The organism is Variovorax sp. GW821-FHT09B05 (assembly GCF_059418265.1).
In genome coordinates, this window is record NZ_JBWKPN010000024.1 from 50,276 (window position 1) to 72,122 (window position 21,847).

Annotated in this window: 21 protein-coding genes and 1 tRNA gene; 14 read left to right on the forward strand and 8 right to left on the reverse strand. The window is 70.6% G+C overall.

Features of this window, described 5'->3' with window-relative positions; all coding sequences use genetic code 11:
• The first annotated feature begins 17 nt into the window (after positions 1-17).
• From AC07RM_RS37975 to AC07RM_RS38005, 7 genes are all read left to right on the forward strand, one after another.
• A complete protein-coding gene (locus tag AC07RM_RS37975; protein WP_495337757.1) occupies positions 18-914 on the forward strand; it encodes an alpha/beta fold hydrolase in 897 nt (298 codons plus the stop codon).
• Positions 911-1,789 carry an NADPH-dependent 7-cyano-7-deazaguanine reductase QueF gene (gene queF, locus AC07RM_RS37980; RefSeq protein ID WP_490876851.1) on the forward strand — a complete coding sequence of 293 codons (879 nt, stop codon included), beginning with the start codon at positions 911-913 and terminating at the stop codon, positions 1,787-1,789. Before AC07RM_RS37975 ends, queF begins: the two co-directional genes overlap by 4 nt.
• A gap of 86 nt (positions 1,790-1,875) precedes the next feature.
• Positions 1,876-1,951, forward strand: a tRNA-Gly gene (locus tag AC07RM_RS37985).
• A 143-nt stretch (positions 1,952-2,094) separates the two neighbouring features.
• On the forward strand, positions 2,095-2,982 hold the full coding sequence (locus AC07RM_RS37990; protein WP_495337758.1) for a LysR family transcriptional regulator: 888 nt from the start codon (positions 2,095-2,097) through the stop codon (positions 2,980-2,982).
• Positions 2,983-3,083: 101 nt separating this feature from the next.
• On the forward strand, positions 3,084-4,238 hold the full coding sequence (locus AC07RM_RS37995; protein ID WP_495337759.1) for a mandelate racemase/muconate lactonizing enzyme family protein: 1,155 nt from the start codon (positions 3,084-3,086) through the stop codon (positions 4,236-4,238).
• 3 nt (positions 4,239-4,241) lie between these two features.
• Positions 4,242-5,246 carry a Bug family tripartite tricarboxylate transporter substrate binding protein gene (locus AC07RM_RS38000; protein ID WP_495337760.1) on the forward strand — a complete coding sequence of 335 codons (1,005 nt, stop codon included), beginning with the start codon at positions 4,242-4,244 and terminating at the stop codon, positions 5,244-5,246.
• 299 nt (positions 5,247-5,545) lie between these two features.
• On the forward strand, positions 5,546-6,253 hold the full coding sequence (locus AC07RM_RS38005) for an arylmalonate decarboxylase (protein WP_495337761.1): 708 nt from the start codon (positions 5,546-5,548) through the stop codon (positions 6,251-6,253).
• Positions 6,254-6,276: 23 nt separating this feature from the next.
• Here the strand turns inward: AC07RM_RS38005 and AC07RM_RS38010 are convergent, their stop codons facing one another.
• Positions 6,277-7,437 carry an acyl-CoA dehydrogenase family protein gene (locus AC07RM_RS38010; RefSeq protein WP_495337762.1) on the reverse strand — a complete coding sequence of 387 codons (1,161 nt, stop codon included), beginning with the start codon at positions 7,435-7,437 and terminating at the stop codon, positions 6,277-6,279.
• A gap of 214 nt (positions 7,438-7,651) precedes the next feature.
• Here AC07RM_RS38010 and AC07RM_RS38015 point away from each other — a divergent pair, with 214 nt between their 5' ends.
• On the forward strand, positions 7,652-7,831 hold the full coding sequence (locus tag AC07RM_RS38015) for a DUF3606 domain-containing protein (RefSeq protein WP_057592921.1): 180 nt from the start codon (positions 7,652-7,654) through the stop codon (positions 7,829-7,831).
• 189 nt (positions 7,832-8,020) lie between these two features.
• The gene (locus AC07RM_RS38020; protein WP_208507403.1) at positions 8,021-8,698 is read left to right on the forward strand and encodes a hypothetical protein; all 678 of its coding nucleotides are present in this window, start codon (positions 8,021-8,023) and stop codon (positions 8,696-8,698) included.
• On the opposite strand, the gene AC07RM_RS38025 is transcribed toward AC07RM_RS38020, so the two are convergent.
• Positions 8,644-9,945: a DNA topoisomerase IB gene (locus AC07RM_RS38025; RefSeq protein ID WP_495337763.1), complete on the reverse strand. Its 1,302-nt coding sequence runs from the start codon at positions 9,943-9,945 to the stop codon at positions 8,644-8,646. The two genes, AC07RM_RS38020 and AC07RM_RS38025, sit on opposite strands and share 55 nt — an antisense overlap.
• Before the next feature lie 133 nt (positions 9,946-10,078).
• On the opposite strand from AC07RM_RS38025, the gene AC07RM_RS38030 reads away from it, so the two are divergent.
• Positions 10,079-11,131, forward strand: coding sequence for a purine-nucleoside phosphorylase (locus AC07RM_RS38030; protein WP_495337764.1), 1,053 nt, complete (start codon positions 10,079-10,081; stop codon positions 11,129-11,131).
• Positions 11,132-11,146: 15 nt separating this feature from the next.
• On the opposite strand, the gene AC07RM_RS38035 is transcribed toward AC07RM_RS38030, so the two are convergent.
• Together AC07RM_RS38035 and dinB are read right to left on the reverse strand one after the other, a co-directional pair.
• Positions 11,147-11,833: a TIGR02117 family protein gene (locus tag AC07RM_RS38035; protein ID WP_495337765.1), complete on the reverse strand. Its 687-nt coding sequence runs from the start codon at positions 11,831-11,833 to the stop codon at positions 11,147-11,149.
• A 4-nt stretch (positions 11,834-11,837) separates the two neighbouring features.
• On the reverse strand, positions 11,838-13,028 hold the full coding sequence (gene dinB / locus AC07RM_RS38040; protein WP_495337788.1) for a DNA polymerase IV: 1,191 nt from the start codon (positions 13,026-13,028) through the stop codon (positions 11,838-11,840).
• Positions 13,029-13,201: 173 nt separating this feature from the next.
• Between dinB and AC07RM_RS38045 the strand changes: the two genes are divergently transcribed.
• Both AC07RM_RS38045 and AC07RM_RS38050 read left to right on the forward strand, forming a co-directional pair.
• Positions 13,202-14,050, forward strand: coding sequence for an RNase A-like domain-containing protein (locus AC07RM_RS38045; RefSeq protein WP_093356128.1), 849 nt, complete (start codon positions 13,202-13,204; stop codon positions 14,048-14,050).
• 23 nt (positions 14,051-14,073) lie between these two features.
• Entirely contained in the window at positions 14,074-14,352 is a 279-nt protein-coding gene (locus AC07RM_RS38050) for a contact-dependent growth inhibition system immunity protein (RefSeq protein ID WP_093356126.1), read from the forward strand.
• A gap of 15 nt (positions 14,353-14,367) precedes the next feature.
• Here AC07RM_RS38050 and AC07RM_RS38055 read toward each other — a convergent pair whose 3' ends face one another.
• Both AC07RM_RS38055 and AC07RM_RS38060 read right to left on the reverse strand, forming a co-directional pair.
• Positions 14,368-15,879: a TRAP transporter large permease subunit gene (locus tag AC07RM_RS38055; RefSeq protein ID WP_495337766.1), complete on the reverse strand. Its 1,512-nt coding sequence runs from the start codon at positions 15,877-15,879 to the stop codon at positions 14,368-14,370.
• Positions 15,876-16,370 (reverse strand): C4-dicarboxylate ABC transporter substrate-binding protein, encoded by a 495-nt coding sequence (locus AC07RM_RS38060; protein ID WP_093356123.1) that lies wholly within the window; start codon positions 16,368-16,370, stop codon positions 15,876-15,878. The genes AC07RM_RS38055 and AC07RM_RS38060 overlap by 4 nt, the downstream gene beginning before the upstream one ends.
• A 93-nt stretch (positions 16,371-16,463) precedes the next feature.
• Between AC07RM_RS38060 and AC07RM_RS38065 the strand changes: the two genes are divergently transcribed.
• Positions 16,464-17,024, forward strand: a complete 561-nt coding sequence (locus AC07RM_RS38065) for a putative glycolipid-binding domain-containing protein (RefSeq protein ID WP_296794926.1) — start codon at positions 16,464-16,466, stop codon at positions 17,022-17,024.
• A 27-nt stretch (positions 17,025-17,051) separates the two neighbouring features.
• Here the strand turns inward: AC07RM_RS38065 and AC07RM_RS38070 are convergent, their stop codons facing one another.
• Together AC07RM_RS38070 and AC07RM_RS38075 are read right to left on the reverse strand one after the other, a co-directional pair.
• On the reverse strand, positions 17,052-18,047 hold the full coding sequence (locus AC07RM_RS38070; protein WP_296794924.1) for a Bug family tripartite tricarboxylate transporter substrate binding protein: 996 nt from the start codon (positions 18,045-18,047) through the stop codon (positions 17,052-17,054).
• Complete coding sequence (locus tag AC07RM_RS38075) at positions 18,044-18,976, reverse strand: LysR substrate-binding domain-containing protein (RefSeq protein ID WP_431511875.1); 933 nt, start codon at positions 18,974-18,976, stop codon at positions 18,044-18,046. Before AC07RM_RS38075 ends, AC07RM_RS38070 begins: the two co-directional genes overlap by 4 nt.
• Before the next feature lie 176 nt (positions 18,977-19,152).
• Between AC07RM_RS38075 and AC07RM_RS38080 the strand changes: the two genes are divergently transcribed.
• Positions 19,153-21,846: a tannase/feruloyl esterase family alpha/beta hydrolase gene (locus tag AC07RM_RS38080; protein WP_495337789.1), complete on the forward strand. Its 2,694-nt coding sequence runs from the start codon at positions 19,153-19,155 to the stop codon at positions 21,844-21,846.
• Position 21,847: the final 1 nt, after the last annotated feature.

Below are 21,847 nucleotides of genomic sequence, written 5' to 3' on the forward strand. Positions count from 1 at the left end.
AAGCTACGAAAGCCACGATGAAGGTCCAGGCCAACGGATTGCAGATCGAAGTCGACGACACCGGTGGCGAGGGCCGCCCGGTGATCCTGCTGATCATGGGCCTGGGCATGCAGCTCGTGGCCTGGCCGCGCGATTTCGTGCAGCTGCTGGTCGACGCCGGCTTTCGCGTGCTGCGCCACGACAACCGCGACATCGGCCTGAGCGAAGGCTTCGACCACAAGGGCGTGGGCAACATCGTCTGGGAAAGCATCCGGCTGCGCCTGGGCCTGCCGGTGCGCTCGGCCTACACGCTGCAGGACATGGCGGCCGATTCGCTCGGCGTGCTCGACGCGCTGGGCATCGCGCAGGCGCATGTGGTCGGCGCCTCGATGGGCGGCATGATCGCGCAGCGCATGGCGGCCACCGCGCCCTCTCGCGTGCAGAGCCTCGTGAGCATCATGAGCTCGAGCGGCGCGCGCGGCCTGCCCGGTCCGCGCCGCGAGGTGGCCGCGATGCTGCTGCGGCGCCCGCTGGGCCGCGGCGAGGACGAGCTGATCGCGCACAGCATCCGCCTGCTGCGCCTGATCCAGAGTCCGGCCTATCCGCAGACCGACGAGGCGCTGGCCGAGCGCCTGCGCTTTTCCATGCGCCGCGCCTACCATCCGGCCGGCATGTTCCGCCAGATGCTCGCCATCGGCGCCGACACCGAACGCCCCGAGCTGCTGGGCCGCATCCAGTGCCCGACCCTGGTGCTGCACGGCGAGCCCGACGCACTGGTGCCGATCGCCTGCGGCCAGGACACGGCGCGCCGCATCCCCGGCGCGCAGTTCGTGCCCATTCCCGGCATGGGCCACGACCTCCCGCCCGAGGTCTGCGCCATCCTTGCCAGACACATCGTCCCGTTCCTGAACGCGACGCCATCCCGTCATCCATGAGCCACGACGCCTCCCACACCCCCAACCCCAACACGCCCGAGCAGTCCCAGCTCGGCCGCGCCTCGGCCTACGCCGACCGCTACGACCCCACGCTGCTGTTCCCGATCGCACGCGCCACCCAGCGCGAGGCCATGGGCATCGCGGCCGGCGCCTTGCCCTTCTTCGGCGCCGACCTCTGGACCGCCTTCGAACTGAGCTGGCTCAACCCGCGCGGCAAGCCGCAGCTCGCGATCGCGCACTTCACCGTGCCCTGCGAGACGCCCAACATCATCGAGAGCAAGAGCTTCAAGCTCTACCTCAACAGCTTCAACAACACCGCCTTCGCCGACGCCGAGGCCGTGCGCGAACGCCTGCGCACCGACCTGGCCGAGGCGCTGTGGCGCGGCAGCGACCGCGCGGCGGGCATCGGCGTGAAGCTGGTCGCGCCCGAGCTGTTCGACCGTGAGCCGGTGCACGAGCTCGACGGCCTGGACCTGGACCGGCTCGACATCGAATGCACGCACTACCAGCCCGCGCCCGAACTGCTCTCGAGCGACGCCACGCAGGTGCCGGTGACCGAGACGCTGACCAGCCGGCTGCTCAAGAGCAACTGCCTGGTCACGGGCCAGCCCGACTGGGGCAGCGTGCAGGTCCGCTACAGCGGCCCGCCGATCGACCAGGCCGGGCTGCTCGCCTACATCGTGAGCTTTCGCAACCACAACGAATTCCACGAGCCCTGCGTGGAGCGCATGTTCACCGACATCTGGAAGCACTGCCACCCGACCAAGCTCACGGTGTACGCGCGCTACACCCGGCGCGGCGGGCTCGACATCAATCCGTTTCGCACCAGCTGGCCGCAGGCGCTGCCGGCCAACGTGCGTACGGCGCGCCAGTAGTCGAACCGGTGTCGCCGAAGTTTTTTGAAGATTTTTTTGGCCCGGATTCGAAAATGGCGTTTTTGGGGCATATAATCTGAGGCTTCGCGGGAATAGCTCAGTTGGTAGAGCGCAACCTTGCCAAGGTTGAGGTCGAGAGTTCGAGACTCTTTTCCCGCTCCAAATTTTTTGCTTCTTCGAGGGTCCGCAAGACCCGCCGCAGAACGCAAGCGAAGACGAAAGAAAAGGCCGCTGTCCCCAGCGGCCTTTTTCTTTTTCCGCGGCCGCTCGCGAGGGGCGCCCGGCCCGTGTGGCATCCTGCCCGCATGACCCCCGACACCCGTTCGCTGCGCCTGTTCGTGGCGGTGGCCGACCACGGCAGCATCAGCGAGGGCGCCAAGCGCTGCCACATTGCACTCGCGGCCGCGAGCAAGCGCATCTCCGACCTCGAGGCACGCGCGCGGCTGCCGCTGTTCGTGCGCCATGCGCGCGGCGTCACGCTCACGTCGGCCGGCCATGGGCTGCTGCTGCATGCGCGCGCCGTGCTCTCGGCCATGGACCGGCTCGGCGCCGAGCTCGACGACTTCCAGAACGGCGTGGCGGGCGTGGTGAGCATCACGGCCAATGCCTCGACCATCGCGCAGTTCCTGCCGGCGCAGATCGGCTCCTTCCTGCGGCTGCATCCGGTGCTCAAGATCGACCTGCAGGAGCGCGCGAGCACGGAAGTGGTGAAGGCGGTGCAGGCCGGCCTGGCCGACATCGGCGTGATCGAGGGCAACACGCCAGCCGATCCGCTCGAATGCCTGCCCTACCGCAGCGACGAGCTGGCCGTGGTGGTGGCGCGCGACCATCCGCTGGGCCGGCGCAAGCGCATCGGCGTGCACGAGGTGCTGCGCCACGAGCACATCGTGGTGCGCGAAGGCACGGCGCTGCACCGCGTGCTGCTGAGCGCCGCGCTCGAGGCGCAGGTGCCGCTCAAGGTGCGCATGCAGGTCGGCAGCTTCGACATGGTGTGCCGCATGGTGGAGCAGGGCGCGGGCATCGGCGTGCTGCCCTATGCGGCCATCCTGCCGCAGCTGCAGATCCTCAGGCTGCGCTGCCTCAAGCTCGACGCGCCCTGGGCCGTGCGCCGCCACCTGCTGTGCGTGCGCCGGCAGCAGGACCTGACGGTGGCCGCGCGCTCGGTGCTGGAACACCTGAGCCAGCCCGACTGAAGCACGAGGCTTCGCGCCGCGCGAAGCCTCGCTCCCGCCAAAAACGAATTGTTCTCCACCGGGGCGCGCGCAAAGATGCGCGCACAACGAAGGAGACAATTTTGAAGATCGTTCGCGTCAGCGCCACGCCGCTGAACATTCCCGTCGCCATCGACGTGCTGGGGCTCGACAAGAAGACCTCGCTCTCGCTGTGCCTGACCGAGATCGAGACCGACACCGGCCTCGTCGGCCACGGCATGACCGCCATCACCGAGGAGGAGATCATCGCCGCCGCGGTGCGCGAGGTGGCCGGCCCGGCGCTGATCGGCGAGGACCCGATGGCCACCGAGCGCCTGTGGGACAAGCTCTACTGGCTGCTGTCGCCGCGCGGCCAGACCGGCTACGCGAGCCATGCCATCGCCGCGCTCGACATCGCGCTGTGGGACCTGAAGGCGAGGGCGCTGGGCCAGCCGCTGTGGCGCCTGCTCGGCGGTGCGCGCGCCAGGGTGCCGGTGTATGCGACCTTCGGCTTCGGCTTCTTCGAGCGCGACCAGCTCGCGGCCGCCGCCAAGCTCTGGGTGGAACAGGGCTTTCGCAGGCTGAAGATGACCGTCGGCGGCCATGCGCTCGCGCGCCGTGACGAGCCGCGGCCGATCGACGAGGTGATCGCCGAGGACGTGCGCCGCGTCGCCGCGGTGCGCGAGGCGGTCGGCCCCGAGGTGAAGCTCTATGTCGACGCCAACTGCGGCCTCGACCTGTTCCATGCGAGCGAGCTCGCGCGCCGCATCGAACCCTACGGCATCAGCTTCTTCGAGGAGCCGCTGACGCAGAACGACGTGCGCCAGATGGCCCAGCTGCGCGCGCGCACGAGCATCCCGCTGGCCTGCGGGCAGAACGAGGGCCTGGCCTTCCGCTTCCGCGACCTGCTGGTGAACCAGGCGACCGACGTGCTGCAGCCCAACGTGACGATCTCGGGCGGCTACTCGCAGTGCCTGAAGATCGCGGGCATGGCGCAGGCCTTCAACGTGCCGATCGACAACGGCGGCGCCTGGCCCTTCCACAACATGCACCTGCATGCGGGCGTGTCGAACGGCGGGCTGGTCGAGTACCACTACGTGGCGGTGAAGATGCTGCAGCAGATCTTCGATGGCCTGCCCGTCCCCGAGCAGGGCTGGCTCACGCTGCCCGAGACGCCGGGCCTGGGTTTCGCGCCCAATGCCGAGCGCGTGCGCGAACTCGCGAAGCTGCCGACCTCGCGCGGCAAGGGCAAGGCCTGAACGATGAGAACAACACCCACGATCCTTCGCCGGCGCCGGCAGGCCTTGCGCGCGGCAACGGCCCTCGGCCTCGCGGGCCTGCTCGCGGCACCGATGGCCTGGGCCCAGAAGTACCCCGACAAGCCGATCCGCCTCATCGTCGGCTATTCGGCCGGCGGTGGCGTCGATGCCGTGGCGCGCCTGTTGAGCGCGCGCCTGCCCGCGGTGCTGGGCCAGCAGGTGCTGGTGGAGAACCGCACCGGCGCCACCGGTCTCATCGCGGCCGACTTCGTCGCCAAGGCGCCGCCCGATGGCTACACGCTGATGATGGGCGACAGCGCCTTGCTGATCGCCAAGCTGCTGCAGCCGAAGATCGCGATCGATCCGCTCACCAGCTTCAAGCCGGTGGCCGGTGCCTTCGTCTCGCCGCTGATGATCGTCACGGGCAACGACTTCCCCGCGAAGACACCGGCGGAATTCGTTGCCCAGCTCAAGGCGAACCCGGGCCGTTTCTCCTTCGCGACCTCGGGCGTGGGCACGGTGCAGCACCTGGGCTTCGAGATGCTCAAGCAGTCCACCGGCAGCTTCGTGGTGCATGTGCCGTACCGCGGCGCCGCGCAGATCGTGCCCGACGTGATCGGCGGCCAGGTGCCGATCGGCGTGGTCAGCGCGACGGCCGCGATGGCGCAGTCCAAGGCCGGCAAGCTGCGCGCGGTGGCGTTGATGAACAGCGCGAAGCTCGAAGGGGCCGAGAGCATTGCCCCACTGGCCGATGCGCTGCCGGGGTTCGATGTGGCGCCGCGCATCTTCGTGCTCGCACCTGCTGGAACGCCCAACGAGATCGTCGATCGGTTCTCAGCCGCCGTGAAGACGGTGCTCGATGCGCCTGATGCTGGAACTGCCGCGGCGGCGCAGGGGACCTTGCGGGCCTATGCAACGCCGGCGCAGCTTGGCAAGGACATGGCCGAGGAGACGGTGCGGTGGAAACGCATCATCACGGAGCAGCGGATCGTGGCGGATGGGGGGTGATTTTTTTGGGCGTTTGTTGTCCGGGGCGGGCTCACGCCGATGGGGTACTCCCCTCCGCGAATGTCCCCCGCCTTCGGCTCCTCCTTTATTTCGCTGCGGGGAGTACCCCATCGACGTGAGCCTGGACGCAACGGTTGTTGTGCCGCCGGCATCACCGCAGCGCCTCCCGTGCACAGGGTGTCGGGTGCTTCCCGCAGCGAAATAAAGGAGGAGGCCGAAGGCCGGGGGACATTCGCGGAGGGAAGTACCCGATGCCCTGTGCACGCGCCCCAGACCCCAAACTGAATGAAACAGAAGAGATGAACCAACAACACCTGGGCCTCATAGTCCCCCCGAAAGCAGGCGAAGTCCCCATCGACGGCCCGCTTCTCTACGGCACCCGCATCCGCTTCAGTGCACGCGGCCTGGGTCTCGGAGAAATCTCGACGCGCGGCTACACCGAAGTCATCGACTCGGTGATCGACAAGGCGCTGGAACTCAAGGAGGAGGGCGTCGGCGCCATCTCCCTCATGGGCACCTCGCTGAGCTTCTTTCGCGGCGCCGCCTTCAACCGGCAGCTCGAAGTCGAGATGTCACGCGCCACGGAGCTGCCGTGCACCACCATGAGCAACGCCATCGTCGAAGGACTGCGCGGCCTCGGCGTGAAGCGCGTCGCCGTGGCCACCGCCTACATCGACGAGGTCAACGTGCAGCTGCGGCGCTACCTCGAACAGAGCGACTTCGAGCCGCTGGCCATCGAAGGCCTGTCGATCTCCGATGTGCAGCAGGTCGGCCAGGTCGGCACGCAGGTGCTGGTGGACCTGGGCCGTCGGGTGTTCGAGGCACGGCCGGGGGCGGACGGCATCCTCATCTCCTGCGGCGGACTCGTCACGCTCGACGCCGTGCGCGAACTCGAGTCGATGCTGCGGGTGCCCGTGGTCTCGAGTTCGCCCGCGGGCTTTCGCGACCTGGTGCGCAAGGCCGGGCTCGATGCGCGCTCGCCCGGCAATGGCCGGCTGTTCGATTGAGAAGACGGCGGCGGACTTGTCGTTCAGAACGAACGCGGCAGGCCGAGCATGTGCTCGGCCACATAGCTGAGGATCAGGTTGGTCGAGATCGGCGCCACCTGGTAGAGCCGCGTCTCGCGGAACTTGCGCTCGATGTCGTATTCGCAGGCGAAGCCGAAGCCGCCGTGGAACTGCAGGCAGGCGTTCGCTGCTTCCCAGCTCGCCTTGGCCGCCAGGTACTTCGCCATGTTGGCCTGCGCGCCACAGGGCTCGCGTGCGTCGAACAGGCGGCAGGCCTCGTAGCGCATCAGGTTCGCGGCCTCGACCTCGATGAAGGCCTCGGCGATCGGGAACTGCACGCCCTGGTTCTGGCCGATCGGGCGGCCGAACACCACGCGCTCCTTGGCATAGGCCGTCACCTTGTCGATGAACCAGTAGCCGTCGCCGATGCATTCGGCCGCGATCAGCGTGCGCTCGGCATTGAGCCCGTCGAGGATGTACTTGAAGCCCTGGCCTTCCTCGCCGATCAGGTTCTCGGCCGGGATCTCGAGGTTCTCGAAGAACAGCTCGTTGGTCTCGTGGTTCACCATGTTGAGGATCGGCCGCACCGTCATGCCCTGGCCGATGGCCTCGCGCAGGTCGACGATGAAGATCGACATGCCCTCGGATTTCTTCTTCACCTCGGCCAGCGGCGTGGTGCGCGCCAGCAGGATCATCAGGTCGGAATGCTGGATGCGCGAGATCCACACCTTCTGGCCGTTGACGACGTAGCGGTCGCCCTTCTTCACCGCCGTCGTCTTGATCTTCGTGGTGTCGGTGCCCGTGGTGGGCTCGGTCACGCCCATCGACTGCAGCCGCAGTTCGCCGCTCGCGATCTTCGGCAGGTACCGCTGCTTCTGTACCTCGCTGCCATGGCGCAGCAGCGTGCCCATGTTGTACATCTGGCCATGGCAGGCGCCCGAGTTGCCGCCGCAGCGGTTGATCTCTTCCATGATCACCGAGGCCTCGGTCAGGCCCAGGCCCGAGCCGCCGTACGCCTGCGGGATCAGCGCGGCCATCCAGCCGGCCTGGGTGAGCGCGTCCACGAACTCGGCGGGATAGCCGCGCGCCTCGTCGATCTTGCGGAAGTATTCGTCGGGAAACTGCGCGCAGAGGTCGCGCACGGCGTCGCGGATGTCGGGAAAGCGGGTGTCGTTGCTGTGCATCGCCTGAATCTATCCGCGCGCGCGGCGCGCGTCTCTCGGATTTCGGAAGCCTCCCTTCGGCCAAGGCGGATGCCCGGTCGCGGCCGTCCATTGCGCGCGACTCGCCGCGCTTCGGACATGTCCTGCAACGGGACGCGCTGCGGTCTTTCCGGCGCCTTCATCGAACGGACGCAATCTGCTGCCCATTCCCTGAACCATCCTGGAGGACAGCACCATGGCAGACGACCTGAGCAAGCGCGGACAGCCCGACCGCTCGCGCATCAACGTGAACGAGGCGCACGAAATGCGCTACTGGACCCAGACCCTGGGCGTGACCGAGGCGCAACTGCGCTCGGCGGTCGCGGCCGCCGGCGTCGAGGTCAAGGACGTGCGGACCTACCTCGGCAAGCCCTGAGCGCCGGTGAACGGGAACCTGCGTAGGCAGGTTCCTACACCCGGGCGGCGAGGCGCGGCCGATACTCTGTCGCTTGCCTCGCACCGGGACATTTCCCTTGAACCTCCCCCCCTTCCTCGCTTCCTTCCCTGGCCCGACGCTCGGGCTTCGCCTCTTGCAAGCCGCCCTCGCGGCCGGAGCCGTGGCGCGATGAAGAGCTCTCCCGGAGCCCGCAGCTGGATCGCCGCCGGCGTGCGCCACGAATTGCTGACCCGCGCCTTGCCCGCGCTGCGCCACGACATGGCGGCGCCGGTGTCGGTGATCCGCATGGCGCTGCTGATGCTCAAGCGCCAGCTCGGCGCCGAGACCATCGACCGCGCCGTCAGCGAGGAGCGCATGGGCCTGGTCGACGGCCAGGTGTCCGAACTGGTCGAGGGCATCCGCTCGCTGCGCGACTGGGAACTGGCCACCACCGACGACGGCATCACGCGCGCCGCGCTGGTGGCGCGCTGCGTCGCGCTGATGCGCGCCGCCTTCGACCTGCATGGCGTGTCGCTCGAGGTGGACGATGCGCTCGCCGCCGGCGAGGACGAGAAGCGCTGGCCCGCGGCGGCCGCGCTGCGCTACTTGTTCCTCGGCGCGCTCGGCTACCTGCACGACGGCGCGCCCGAGGCCGGCGCGATCCGGATCGAGGCCGATGGCCCCGAAGGCCTGCGCTTCGCGGCACTGCCGCGCGAGGCCAGCGCCGTCAATCCCGTGCTCGATGCGCACCGCGCGCCGCGCGCGCTGGCCATCGACGCGGTCGCGCTGCAGAGCCTGGCCGAGGACCTCGGCTACCGCATCGCGCTCGAGCGCGACAGCGTGCGCTTCTCGCTCGGCGCGGGCTGAGCACGCGGCCGCGCCGGCGCGGCCTTGCGCACCGGCAGCGGTGCGTGCTTCGCTTCCTTCGAGGCCGTCGAACCCGATGCGGGCTTGGCGCTCTTGCGCTGCCGCGTCGCGGCCTGGGCTTCGCGCCGATGCGCCTGCAGAAAACCCAATAGCCGCCGCTCCGCCGCGTGCAGCCCGCGCGACGGCCGCGCGCTGCGGCGCCCCGCGATGCGTTCGAGCAGGGCCGACGCCGCATCGGCCTCGGTGCTCGCGAGCGCACTGCCCAGCGACAGCACCGCGGGATGCACATAGGCCTTCTTGCAGACCGCGGGCGTGTTGCCGAGCTGGCGCGCCACGGTCGCGAGGATGTCCTTCGCGGTGTAGCGGCTGCCGTCCGAGGCGACCCGGCCCGGCTCGCAGGCCAGCCGCGTGAGCTCCAAGGCCTGCACCGTGCCGTGCCAGGTGCGGAAGTCCTTCGCGGTGAAGCGCTCGCCGTCCAGGCCCTTCTGGCCCTCGACCACCTCGCCGAGGTAGTCGTTGACGTCGGTCGACGAGACGCTGTGCGGCTCGCCGTCCTCGCCCACGTACTGGAACAGCGCCTGCCCCGGCAGTTGCTGGCAGCCGCGCACGATCTTCGCCACGCGCGGGTCCTCGAGCGTGGCCTCGTGCATCACGCCGCTCTTGCCGCGAAAGCGCAGCCGCAGCGCCGCGCCCTTCACCGCCGCATGCCGGTTGCGCAGCGTGGTGAGGCCGTAGGAACCGTTGCTGCTCGCGTACTCCTCGTTGCCCACGCGCATCAGCGTGGTGTCGAGCAGCCGCACCAGCGCGGCCAGCACCTGGGGCCGGGCCGGCGCGCCCGTAACCTTGCCGGCCTGCAGGTCGCGCTGCACCCGCGCGCGGATGCGCGGCAGCGCGCGCGCGAAGGCCTCGAGCCGGTCGAACTTGGTCTCGTCTTTCAGAGCGCGCCAGTCGGCGTGGTAGCGGTACTGCTTGCGGCCGCGCGCATCGAGGCCGGTGGCCTGCAGGTGGCCGTTGGGCAGCGGGCAGATCCACACCTCGTCGTAGGCCGGCGGAATCGCCAGCATGCGGATGCGCGAGAGCTCGTCCACGTCGCGCACCCACTGGCCGCGCGCGTCGCGGTAGCGGAAGTTCGCGCCGTGCCGCAGGCGCCGGATGCCCGGCATGTCGGGGTTCACGTAGACCAGCCCGTTCGCGATCGGCGTGGGCTTGGACGGAGGCCGTCGCGCGGAGGATGCAGTGTCCGGCATGGTGGTTGCGTGGTGTAGACAGGCCCGTTGTGCCAGCGCCGACAATGCGCGGCTGTAGGACGCCGCGAGCGCCGCCGGTGCGATGGCCGCGCTTGCGTGTCCTGCCTTCATCCTCGAACCCACGGAGTCCCCCATGCCGTCTTCCTCCTCCCTGTGCTTCGCCCGCCTCTCGGCGCTGGCCGCCGCCGCGCTGCTGGCCGGTGCCGCCAGTGCCGCCACCATGCCGCCCGCGCCCGGCGCCGAGGCCCGCGCCGAACTGCCCGTGAAGGTGAAGGTGTTCGTCGCCGCCATGTTCGAGATCGGCCAGAACAGCGGCGACCGCGCGGGCGAGTTCCAGCACTGGTACGAGCGCTACTGGAAGGGCGCGAAGCCGATGGCCGTGCCCGGCGCGCTGCAGCCCGTCTACTGCAATGCCGACGGCGTCTGTGGCGCGGTGCTCGGCATGGGCAAGGTCAACTCCTCGGCCTCGATGCAGGCGATCCTCTTGAACCCGCAGTTCGATTTCTCGCAGGCCTACTACGTGATCTCGGGCGTGGCCGGCACGCCGCCCTCGCGCGGCACCATCGGCGAGGTGAGCTGGGCCACCTGGCTGGTCGACTACGACCTCGGCCACCGCTGGGCACCCGAGGAGAACAAGCCCGGCGAGCCCACCTTCATGCCGCGCAAGGGCTACGAGTCGTACCGCCGCTTCAAGCTCAACCCCGACCTCGTCGGCTGGGCCATGAAGCTCACGGCCGACACGCCGCTCAAGGATTCCGAATCGGCGCGCAACTACCGGCTGCGCTACCCCGATGCCGCGGCGCGGCGCGCGCCCTTCGTGGGCACCGGCACCCACATGACCGGCGACACCTTCTTCCACGGCCCCGGCATGTCGAACCAGGCGCAGTACATCGCGAAGCTCTACGGTGCCGACGACTACGTGATCACCGAGATGGAGGCCGCCGCGATCACGCTCGTGATCCAGCGCACCCACGGCACCGACCGCGTGATGAGCCTGCGCGGCGCGGTCAACTTCGACCAGGGCAATCCCAACGAGACCACCTTGCAGCATCTCGACCCCGCGCCCGGCGAAACGGCCGGCGGCTTCGCCGAAACGGTGGAGAACATCGCGCTGGTGGGCACGCGCGTGGTCGACCACATCGTGGCGAACTGGGGGCAGTGGCAGGGCGGCGTGCCGCGGCCTTGAGGCACGGGGCCGCGCTCAGGGCGCCGGCTGCAGATGCCAGGTCACGGTGAAGTCGAACGGCGTCCAGCGGCTGACCTTCACGCCCGCGCGGCGCAGGCCGCGGCCGGTCCAGGTGTTGCAGGTCTCGAACAGGTGGTAGGCGCCGTTGGCCTCGTAGAAGGCGTCCTGCGCGTTGTAGTGCGCGCCCGCGATGGCCGTCGCCTGGCCCGCGGGCAGGGTGCTGCGCACATGCTCGATCAGGCGAAGGTACTGCGGCATCGACAGCGGCAGCCGGAACGCGCCGGCGCCGAACTGGTCGCGCCGCAGATAACTCACGTGCAGCAGTGCGCGGTTGCGGCCCGACAGCGCGCCCAGCGCGCGCGCGGCCGTGAGGTCGGCCCAGGTCGGCGTGTGCAGGTAGAACTCGCGGTCGCCCCAGCCCAGCGCCACGTACTCGGCACCGGGCGGCACGGCCGGGAAGTCCGCGAGCGGGAACAACTTCTGCCAATCGATCAGCGCCGAGCGCACCGGGAACACGTAGTCGGTGTGCACGCCGTTGCTCAGCACCCAGGCCTCGACATAGGGCGCGGCCGGCGCGGTGGTCTTCGCATGACTGGGCCAGAACACCAGCGCGGAGGCGGTTCCCACGTAGAGCCCGATCAGCACCACGAGGCCGAGCAGCAGCAGCGAGAAGCGGCGCAGCCAGCGTGCGATGAAGGCCATGGCGTCAGAACAGCGAGGCGGTGGCCGACTCGGGCGCGGCGGCCGGGCGCTGCGCACCGCCGGCCGGTGCCAGCGCCTCGGGGCTGCCCGCGCGCGCCAGCGCGCCCACGCGCACGCCCAGGAGGCGCAGCGGGCGTTCGAGCGGCACGCGCTTCAGGCACAGGCCGCCCGTGCGGCGGATGGTCTTCGCGTCGTCGGTGAAACGGTCGATGGTCTGGTCGCGCGTGGCGATCTTGAAGTCGTCGTAGCGCAGCTTGATGCCGATGGTCTTGCCCACATAGCCCTTGCGCTGCAGGTCCTCGGCGAGCTTCTCGCACAGCCGCGTGAAGATCTCGCCGAGCTCCGCGCGGTCGCGCACCGCATGCAGGTCGCGCTCGAAAGTGGTCTCGCGGCTCATCGAGACCGGCTCGCTCTCGGTCACTACCGGGCGATCGTCGCGGCCCCACGCCACCTCGTGCATCCAGGCGCCGGTGGACTTGCCGAAGTTGTCGATCAGCCAGCCGCGCTCGCAGGCCGCGAGCTGGCCGATGGTCTCGATGCCCAGGCGCTTGAGCTTCTCGTCGGCCTTGGGCCCGATGCCGTTGACCTTGCGGCAGGGCAGCGGCCAGATGCGCGTCTTCACGTCGTCCTCGTAGACCACCGAGATGCCGTTGGGCTTGTTGAATTCGCTCGCCATCTTGGCGATCAGCTTGTTGGGCGCCACGCCGATCGAGCAGGTCAGGCCGGTGGCCTGGAAGATCGACTTCTGGATCAGCCGCGCCAGCGTGCGCCCGCCCTCGCGCTGGCCGCCGGGCACCTCGGTGAAGTCGATGTAGACCTCGTCCACGCCGCGGTCCTCCATCAGCGGCGCGATGTCGGTGATGATCGACTTGAAGCCGCGCGAGTACTTGCGGATCTCCTCGAAGTCCACGGGCAGCAGGATCGCGTCGGGGCACAGCTTGGCGGCCTTCATGAGCCCCATGGCCGAGCCCACGCCGAACTTGCGCGCCGGGTAGGTGGCGGTGGTGATCACGCCGCGGCCCACGTAGTCCTTGAGCCGTGCGAAGGCATCGACCGGAATGTCGGCCAGCGTGCCGCCGGGCGGCAGGTGGCGGATCGCTTCGTCGACGCTGCGCCGGCCGCCGCCGATCACCACCGGCAGGCCCTTGAGCTGCGGATAGCGCAGCAGCTCGACCGACGCGTAGAAGGCGTCCATGTCGAGGTGGGCGATGCGGCGGATCGGGGGCGTGGCGGCGGGCTTGGAACTCACGGTAACGATTGTCTCGCGCTGCGCCGATGTTCGCCCGGGCCGGCGCAGCGTGCAAGAATGCATCGGAATCTCAAGCCCTCACGAGGGGCCATGAACACGTTCTAGGAAAGGAATGCGCCATGGGTGACGACGAGGAAGGCGGCCTCTCGGTCGCGCTGACGCCGGTGCAGCTGGCGGCGGTGCTCGGTGGCGAGGACGTGCCCGAGTCGGCGAGCCTCAGCAACCGGCTCTGGGGCACCGCGGCGCTGGTCGGCGGCGTCATCGAGCTGGTCGGCGCGGGCGTGCTGTGCGTCGCGCCCGAACCCACCATGGCGAGCAAGGTCGGCTGCGTGGTGCTCGGTGCCCACGGCAGCGACGTCACCGCCACCGCCGCGCGCCAGATCTGGACCGGCCGCTCGCAGCGCACCGCCACCTCCATGACGGCCGATGCCGCCGCGCAGGCCATGGGCGCCTCGCCCGAGACCGGCGCGCAGGTGGGGCTCGCGGTCGACGTCGCGGTGCCGCTGTTCGTGGCCGGCGGCCTCGCCGCGTCGCGCGTCATCGCGGTGCGCGCGAGCCGCTTCAAGCTCGAGCCCGTGCGCCTCATCGAGCACGAAGGCGTGGCCGGCTCCAAGGCCGGCGGCCACACCATCCGCGAACACGTCGGCAAGTCGGCGCAGGACCTGTTCGACCGCTTCGCGAAGAAGCCCAGCCTGCAGAAGTCGTCGTCGTTCTTCGACCTCGCCACGGCCGAGTCGGCCATCAGCCAGACGGTGCGCGCCAATGCGCGCGCGATCCGCGCCTGGTCGCGCTCGGCGCAGGTGGGCTCCAAGCCGATGGCCTTCGAGCACGACATCGGCACCGTGGTCGGCATCGGCGTGCAGCGCGGCAGCACGGCCGTGAGCCAGCTCACCAAGGTGCGCGTGACGCTCAACATGAAGGCCTACAACGGCAAGCCCTTCTACATCCTCACCGCCCATCCGTTCTGACAGCCAGCACAAAAAATCCCACGATGCGATTCGAACTGATCGACCACTTGACCAAGGTCTATTTCGGCCAGGATGCCGACATCCTCTTCGGCGAGACCGGCGCCGAGATCATGGCCTCGTACCGCGAATCGAGCACCCCGGCCGAACTGGCCGCGCTGCGTGCCGAGATCGCCGACTACCGGGGTTCGCACGACGACGTCGAGGCTGCGTTCGCGCGCGACTTCGAGCGCGACTACCTGCCCGAGGATTTCGGCCGCACGGCGGCGGAGTTCTTCGACCGCGTGCTGGCGGCGGTGCAGTAGCACCCGCGGCTTCGTTCAGGGCGATTCGGTGGCGGGCGCACCGTCGGCCGGATCGGGCGGCGGGGCCATCTCGCGCATCAGGCGGTCGACCGTGTCGGCGTCCATCGGTGCCTGCGCGGCCGCCGCCTCGGGCGCATCGCGCAGCCAGCGCGTGCTGTCGGGCCAGGCCATCGTCGCGGCCATCACCAGCGCGAGCAGCACGAGGTAAGGGGCCAGCGCGAGCGCCACCGCGCGCAGCGGCGGGCGCGGCACGGTCTGCCCGCGCGCGAGCACCAGCGCATAGCCGAAGGGCGGCAGCAGGAAGCCGGCCTGCAGCACCAGCAGCGCGAGCGTCGCGATCCAGGCCGCGTCGGGGAGTTGCGCGAGCACGGGCGGCATCACGATCGGCACCACGAGGAAGATCAGCTCGAAGGCATCGAGCACGAAGGCGCAGGCCAGCAGGATGGCGAGCACGGCGCCCAGGCCGATCATTGGATGGCCCTGCAGCGCCAGCATCAGCCGCATGACCAGCGCATCGGTGCCGAAGCCGCGCAGCAGCAGCGAGAAGGTGGTGGCCGCGACCAGCAGCGCATAGAGCGCGCCGGTCAGCGCCATCGCGTCGTCGAGCACCTGGCGCAGCAGCCCCGCGCGCAGCAGCTGGCCCGAGACCAGGCCCCAGCCCAGCAGCAGCATGCAGGCGGTGGCGGCGCCTTCGACCGGCCGCACGCGGCCGAGCGCGATCAGCACCAGCAGCGTGCCGATCACGGGCGGCACGATCGAAAGGGTCCAGCGCTGCGCGCGCGTGAGCGGCTCGCGCGCGGCCGGTGTGGCCGACAGCACGGGCCGCTCGCGCCGCGCGCTCCAGGCGGCGATCGCGAGCCAGCCCGCGAGCAGGGCCGCGGCCGGCAGCAGCGCGGCCTGCAGAATGTCCTGCGTGTTGACGATGCGTTCGGCCGCGGCGCCCGGCAGGCCCAGGCTGCGCGCCATGTTCACGCCCTCGGTATGGGCGCGCAGCATCGCGTCGGCGAGCAGCAGCAGGACCAGCGAGGGCGGCACGATCACGCCGAGCGTGCCGGTCACCGCCACCAGCGCCGTGCGGCGCGAGGCCGGCAGGCCTTCGCGCGCCCAGCCCTCGCCCGCGGTGCGCGCCAGCGTGAGCAGGCTCGCGCCGACCGAGCCGTTCATCGGCGCCAGCAACAGGCCGAGCACCATGCCCGCGATTTCGGCGGCCGCGCGCGGCGCGATGCGCGCGAGCAGGCGGCGCAGGCCCTCGTACAGGTGCTGCGCGAGCGCGAGCCGGTTGAGCAGCGCACCCACCAGCGCATAGAGCGCGAGCGCCTGCAGCAGGTCGTGCTCGAGCAGGCCGACGATGCGCCATGGCAGGTTCTGCAGCAGCGCCATGTCGAAGGCGCCGAGCGCCAGGCCCGCCACCGCGCCGAGCGTGGACACGCCGAGCAGCACCGCGTAGGTCGGCCAGCCCGTGCTCATCATCAGCGCGAGGGCCACCGCGAGCAGCGCCAGGCCGAGCCAGCCGGTGGCGGCGCTCATCGCGTGCGCCGCCACGGCCAGGCCTGCCAGAGCTCGAGCGCCGCCTGCAGCGCGAGCAGCACGGCGAGCAGCAGCAGCGCGATCTTGACCATGAAGTAGCCCGCATTGAAGGTGTCGGGAAAGCGCTCGAGCGCGGCCACCGAGCCCAGCACCGGCCGTGCCGACACGGCCACCAGGAACAGCGCCCACGGCAGCACGCACAGCGCGGCACCGGCGCGGCGCCAGCGCGCGGGACTGCCCGCGGCGAGGTCGGGCCGCGCCACCAGGTGCGCGCCGCGGCGGCCCGCATGCCGCAGCGCCACCGCCACGTAGAGCGCGAACAGCCACTGCGCGAGGTCGTTGGCCTGCGTCGGCCCGAAGCCGGCCCCGGCGAGACCGCGCAGCGGCCACTGCAAGAACAGCAGCAGCGCGATCGCGAGCGCCAGCGGCATTGCCAGTCGGTCGAGGCGGTCGAGCAGGCGGGTGGCGAGGCAGGCGTCGGGCGGCGTCATGGCGAGCGACGCTAGTTCCCGAACCTGACCAGCACCTGCGGCGTGGCGGGGCAATGCTTGCGCCGCCCCACGGCCCGCGCCATCATCCGCCCCATGCAAACCGTCGCTTCCATCCTCTGGCGCAGGCTCGACGTCCCGGGCCACGATGCCTGCCGTCTCGAACGCAATGCCAGCGCCTGGCAGCTCGACGGCGCCTCGGCCTTCCGCGCCGAGGACGGCCGGGTGGCGCAGCTGCACTACCGCGTGCGCTGCGACCTGCACTGGCATGCGCAGTGGGGCACGGTGCGCGGCTGGCTCGGCGACAGCACGGTCGACCTCTCGATCACGCGCGACGCGCAGGGCCGCTGGAAGCTCAACGACGAACCGGTGCCCGATCTCTCGCACTGCGTCGACCTCGACCTGGGCTTCACGCCCGCGACCAACCTGCTGCAGCTGCGTCGCCTCAATCTCTCGAAGGGCGAGGGCGCCGATGCGCCCGCGGCCTGGATCGACCTCGATGGCGGCAGCCTCGGCGAGTTGATGCAGCGCTACGAGCGCAGCGGTGACAACGCGTACCGCTACGTGGCGAAGCGCTTCGATTACGAGGCGGTGCTGGGCGTCACGGCCGATGGCTTCGTGCACGACTATCCGGGGCTCTGGGTCGCCGAAACCTGAGCACTGTCCCGGCCGCGCGATGCGGCCTCAATCGAACTGCGACCGATCCCCCGCCACCAGCGCCCGGTTGCGCCGCCGATCGAGCGCGATCTCGCGCGCGAAATCCTCGCTGCTGCCGCCGGCCGGCAGGTTGTAGGCCTCGCGCAGCCGAAGCCGCAGCGTCTCGCCGCGCAGCAGGCGCTGGATCTCGGCGTTGAGCCGCTGCACCACGGGCTGCGGCGTGCGCGCCGGCGCGAACAGGCCGAACAGCGAATCGCGGTTGGCGCGCTCGTAGCCGAGCTCGGCGAGCGTGGGCACCTCGGGCAGGGCCTCGATGCGGCGCGGCGCGCCGACCGCGAGGGCCTGGAAGCGGCCGCTCTCGATGTACTGCAGCTGCTGCGCCGCGACGTTGGTCGACAGCACCTCGAACTGGCCGCTCAGCGCGTCGTTGAGCTGCGGGCCGCCGCCCTGGTAGGGGATGTGGGTGATGTCGGTGCGGCTCTGCACGCGCACCTGCGCGAGCACCAGGTGGCCGATGGTGGCCACGCCCGAGCTGGCCCAGCGCACCGCGCCGGGCTGGGCGCGCGCCTGCGCGATCAGGTCGCCGAAGCCGCGGCCGCTGAAGGCCTGGGTGCCGACCACCAGCACCGGCGTGCGCATCAGGCTGGCCACCGGCACGAAGGCGCGCAGCGGGTCGTAGGCCACGCGCGCGAGCAGCGGATGCAAGGTGAGCGGGCTGATGGCCGAGAAGGCCAGCGTGTGGCCGTCGGGCACGGCGCGCGCGAGCGCGTCCATGCCCACGCTGCCGCCGGCGCCGGGCCGGTTCTCGATCAGCACCGGCACGCCGAGCGACTGCGCCAGCGGCTCGGCCAGCACGCGCGCCATGCCGTCGCTGACGCCGCCCGGCGGGTAGACCACGATCAGCCGCACCGGCCGACTGGGCCAGGCCGGCGCGGTGCTGGCGCGCGACACGCCCAGCGTGGCGAGTCCGACGAAGGACGCGCCCGCGCCCAGCAGCACGCGGCGATGCAGCGCCCGCGTCATGGCCGGCCCTTCGCGTCGCCGGCCGCGAGGCCGCGCAGCAGAGCGGCGAAACGGCGCGCGGGCAGGTTGTCCTCGTCGGCGCGCGACACCAGCGTGAGCGGCGCGTCGAGCGCGCCGCCGTCGGCCAGCGGCGCATAGGCGATCGCGTGCGCATGCACGCCGGTCATCGAGGCCGGCACCACCGACAGCCCGACGCCCGCGGCCACGAGGTTGAGGTTGGTCATCATGCGTTCGACCTCGGCCACCACGCGCGGCCGCAGGCCCTTGGCATGGCACAGCGCGAGCAGCTCGGCATAGAGGCCGGGCGCGCCGGGGCGCCGCACCAGGATCAGGTCTTCCTCGCAGAGTTTTGCCAGCGGCAGCGGGCGGGAAGCCGTGCGCTGGCTGCGCGCGGTGGCGAAGCGGTGGTCGCTGGGCATCGCCACCAGCACCGGCTCGCGCAGCAGGGTCTCGAACGCCAGGCCCGCGGGGCGGTCGACCGGCACTCGCAGCAGGCCGCAATGCACGCGGCCCGCGGCCAGCGCCTCGGTGATCTCGGCGGCGTTGTTCTCGCTGAGCTGCAGCTCGACGTCGGGGTACTCGCGCCGGAACGCGCGCAGCGCCTCGGGCACGAAGCGGTGCGCGGCGGCCGAACTGGTGAAACCCACGGCCAGGCTGCCGGCCTGGCCGCTGGCCACGCGCGCCATGCGCTGCCGCATCGCGTCCATGTCCTGCAGCATGCGCAGCGCCTCGGCCTGGAACTGGCGGCCGGCGTCGGTCAGCGTCACGCCGCGCGGATGGCGCTTGAACAGCAGCACGCCGAGTTCGCGCTCCAGCGCCTTGATGGTCAGGCTCAGCGGCGGTTGCTGGATGCCCAGGCGCTCGGCGGCGCGCGTCATGTGGCCGGTCTCGGCGACGGCCACGAAGTAGCGCAACGGTCTTATCTCCATACTTTTTTCATATTGAAAGTGCCTTGTTATTTTATTTGACCCTAGGTCAGGCTGCTTCTATCGTCCGGCCGCCTATTCAATGAGCGGCCCCACGAGGCCGTGTTCCGGAGACAAAGACCATGCGCCCACCGCGCCCCTTGCCGACATCCGTGCCGACCCGACTCGGCCTTCCCTCCATGCTGCGCGCCGGTGCCACCGCACTGGGCCTCTCGCTGATCCTGGCCGCCTGCGGTGGGGGTGGAGGAGGGGGCGGCGGCTTTCCGTTCCTGCCCGTCAACCCGCCCGCGAATGGCGGCGACGGCGGCAACCCGCCCGTCGACCCGCCGCCGGCCCAGACCGCGAAGGCCTGCGCCGAGCTCGCCGGCATGACCCTGGCCGCCGCGCAGATCAGCCTGCCCACGCAGGGCGCCACCGTGACCAGCGCCACCGCGGTGGCCGCGGGCGATGCCGGCAACAACTACGGCGACTACTGCCGCGTGCGCGGCACCATCCAGCCGGTGGACCCGAACTCGCAGCTGATCAACTTCGCGCTGAACCTGCCCGAGAAGTGGAACCAGAAGACCATCCACTTCGGCGGCGGTGGTTTCGACGGCGTGCTGATCGACGGCACCGAGGTGATCCGCTTCGGCCCGCGCGAAAAGCCCGCGCCGCTCGCGCTCGGCTACGCCACCTACGGCGACGACTCGGGCCACCAGGCCAGCAGCATCACCGACGGCCGCTTCGCCGCCAACGACGAGCAGCTCGCCAACTACGGCGGCCAGTCGCTCAAGAAGACGCGCGACGTCGCGCAGGCGCTGGTGCTCGCGCGCTACGGCAGCAAGCCGAAGAAGGCCTACTTCCTCGGCACCTCGACCGGCGGGCGCGATGCGCTGAGCTACATCCAGCGCTGGCCGCTCGACTACGACGGCGTGATCGCCAACGAGCCCGCGCTCAATTACACGGGCACGCGGCTGTCGAACGTGGCCGTGGGCCGCGCGCTCTACAACAACGGCGGTGCGGGCTGGATGAACGTGGCCAAGACGCTGCTGGTGCAGCGGACCGTGCTGCAGGCCTGCGACAAGCTCGACGGCGCGGCCGACGGCATCGTGAGCAACGTCGAGAGCTGCCGCCAGCTCAACACGCAGATCCTCGCCTCGTTGCGCTGCACCGGCGGCACCGACACCGGCGACGGCTGCCTGTCCGACGCGCAGCTCGATACCGTGCGCACCATCGAGTCGCCGCTCGAGTTCACGAGCTACGCGCTGGGCAACGGCGTGAAGCGCGCGGGCGGCTACAACCTGCTCGAAGGCGCGCTGGTGGCGGGCCCGTACACCACGCGCGACCTCGGCACGCGCAAGGTGCCGGCCAACCCGGCGACCTCGGCCGACGCCAACATGTACGTCACCGGCGACCAGTGGGTGAAGTACTTCGTGACGCGCATCGAGGGCTTCGACACGCTGACCTTCGATCCGCTGAACCCCGGCGCCTACGCGGCGCGCGTGACCGAGGTGTCGAACCTCACCGACGCCACCAACCCGGACCTCGCGCCCTTCTTCGCGCACGGCGGCAAGCTGATCATGCTGCACGGCCTGGCCGACGAGGTGATCAGTCCGAACTCGACCATCGACTACTACAAGCAGCTGATCGCCACCGTGGGCCAAGCCTCGGTCGACCAGAACGTGCGCTTCTACACCGTGCCCGGCATGGGCCACGGCACCGGCGTGTTCATCCCCAACTGGGATTCGCTCGCGGCGCTCGAGGGCTGGGTCGAGGGCGGCCTCGCGCCCGCCACCGGCGTGGCGGTGGACGCGGTGGCCGGTACCTACGGCCGCACCCGCCCGCTGTGCCAGTTCCCGGCCTGGCCCAAGTACCGCGGCAGCGGCAGCCTCGATGCGGCCGTCAACTACAGCTGCGTGACCGAGGTCGGCGATCCGCTGGCCTGCCCGAACCTGCCCGCGGCCGTCGCCACCTACAAGGGCGGCGACAGCTTCGGCGAAGAGCTGCGCGTGCAGATCGACCCGGCCACCATGGCCTACACCGTCACCGTCGATGCCAGCCTGCAGCGCACCGCCGGCACCACGCGCAGCGGCACGCTGGTGTCGCAGGGCCAGTGCAGCTACACCAGCGGCGAGAGCGGCGCGGTGTTCGCGTTCGCGCCGGGCGGCGTGCTGCTGGGCGGCGTGAACGCGCCGAGCGGCGGCGGCTTCGCACCGCTGCTCGCGTTCCAGAACACCTTCGAGAACTCGGCCTCGCCCGCGGTGTTCAACCCGGTCGCGAACATCTTCAACACGGTCGGCGTGCAGCAGGGCAGCGGCAGCGCCGTGCCCTATGCCGGCGCGGTGCGGCTGCGCAACGCGGGCACCTTCCAATACTGCCGCAGCGCGGCGGGCAATGCCGGCAGCTTCATGGTCTACGACGCCAACTGCACCGAGACCGAGAAGGGCTACATCACCTGGAACGGCACGCGCAATGCCTTCGACCTGCGCACCACCGCGCCGACCGGCGGCGCCACCACCACCGGCGGCACGCTCACCGGCTCGATGGTGATCGGCCTGGTGAACGGCGCCGCGGTGCCGATGCACCTGGTGCGCGAGTCGGCCACCAGCTTCGGCCTGCGCCTGCACGCGACGCAGCTGAGCCTGACCGCGGGCGCGGCCGACGGCAGCTACGTGATGGCCAGCGTGAAGGGCGAGAACGCCGCGGCCACCGTGACCGGCACCGGCTTCAACCTCGCGGGCACGACCGCGACGCTGAGCTACGACAAGCCGGTGCCGGGCGTGGTGGAATCCAGCCTCGGTGCGCCGGACCACTTCCTCTTCAACAGCGGCGTGCTCGGCTTCGTGTCCGGCGCGGGCACGAGCGCGGCGCTGCAACTCGGAGTACGCCATTGAC

Coding starts and splice junctions, on each gene's coding strand:
- AC07RM_RS37975 (WP_495337757.1), top strand. CDS start 18: ATGAAGGTCCAGGCCAACGGATTGCAGATCGAAGTCGACGACACCGGT.
- queF (WP_490876851.1), top strand. CDS start 911: ATGAGCCACGACGCCTCCCACACCCCCAACCCCAACACGCCCGAGCAG.
- AC07RM_RS37990 (WP_495337758.1), top strand. CDS start 2,095: ATGACCCCCGACACCCGTTCGCTGCGCCTGTTCGTGGCGGTGGCCGAC.
- AC07RM_RS38000 (WP_495337760.1), top strand. CDS start 4,242: ATGAGAACAACACCCACGATCCTTCGCCGGCGCCGGCAGGCCTTGCGC.
- AC07RM_RS38005 (WP_495337761.1), top strand. CDS start 5,546: ATGAACCAACAACACCTGGGCCTCATAGTCCCCCCGAAAGCAGGCGAA.
- AC07RM_RS38010 (WP_495337762.1), bottom strand. CDS start 7,437: ATGCACAGCAACGACACCCGCTTTCCCGACATCCGCGACGCCGTGCGC.
- AC07RM_RS38015 (WP_057592921.1), top strand. CDS start 7,652: ATGGCAGACGACCTGAGCAAGCGCGGACAGCCCGACCGCTCGCGCATC.
- AC07RM_RS38020 (WP_208507403.1), top strand. CDS start 8,021: ATGAAGAGCTCTCCCGGAGCCCGCAGCTGGATCGCCGCCGGCGTGCGC.
- AC07RM_RS38025 (WP_495337763.1), bottom strand. CDS start 9,945: ATGCCGGACACTGCATCCTCCGCGCGACGGCCTCCGTCCAAGCCCACG.
- AC07RM_RS38030 (WP_495337764.1), top strand. CDS start 10,079: ATGCCGTCTTCCTCCTCCCTGTGCTTCGCCCGCCTCTCGGCGCTGGCC.
- AC07RM_RS38035 (WP_495337765.1), bottom strand. CDS start 11,833: ATGGCCTTCATCGCACGCTGGCTGCGCCGCTTCTCGCTGCTGCTGCTC.
- dinB (WP_495337788.1), bottom strand. CDS start 13,028: ATGGACGCCTTCTACGCGTCGGTCGAGCTGCTGCGCTATCCGCAGCTC.
- AC07RM_RS38045 (WP_093356128.1), top strand. CDS start 13,202: ATGGGTGACGACGAGGAAGGCGGCCTCTCGGTCGCGCTGACGCCGGTG.
- AC07RM_RS38050 (WP_093356126.1), top strand. CDS start 14,074: ATGCGATTCGAACTGATCGACCACTTGACCAAGGTCTATTTCGGCCAG.
- AC07RM_RS38055 (WP_495337766.1), bottom strand. CDS start 15,879: ATGAGCGCCGCCACCGGCTGGCTCGGCCTGGCGCTGCTCGCGGTGGCC.
- AC07RM_RS38060 (WP_093356123.1), bottom strand. CDS start 16,370: ATGACGCCGCCCGACGCCTGCCTCGCCACCCGCCTGCTCGACCGCCTC.
- AC07RM_RS38065 (WP_296794926.1), top strand. CDS start 16,464: ATGCAAACCGTCGCTTCCATCCTCTGGCGCAGGCTCGACGTCCCGGGC.
- AC07RM_RS38070 (WP_296794924.1), bottom strand. CDS start 18,047: ATGACGCGGGCGCTGCATCGCCGCGTGCTGCTGGGCGCGGGCGCGTCC.
- AC07RM_RS38075 (WP_431511875.1), bottom strand. CDS start 18,976: ATGGAGATAAGACCGTTGCGCTACTTCGTGGCCGTCGCCGAGACCGGC.
- AC07RM_RS38080 (WP_495337789.1), top strand. CDS start 19,153: ATGCTGCGCGCCGGTGCCACCGCACTGGGCCTCTCGCTGATCCTGGCC.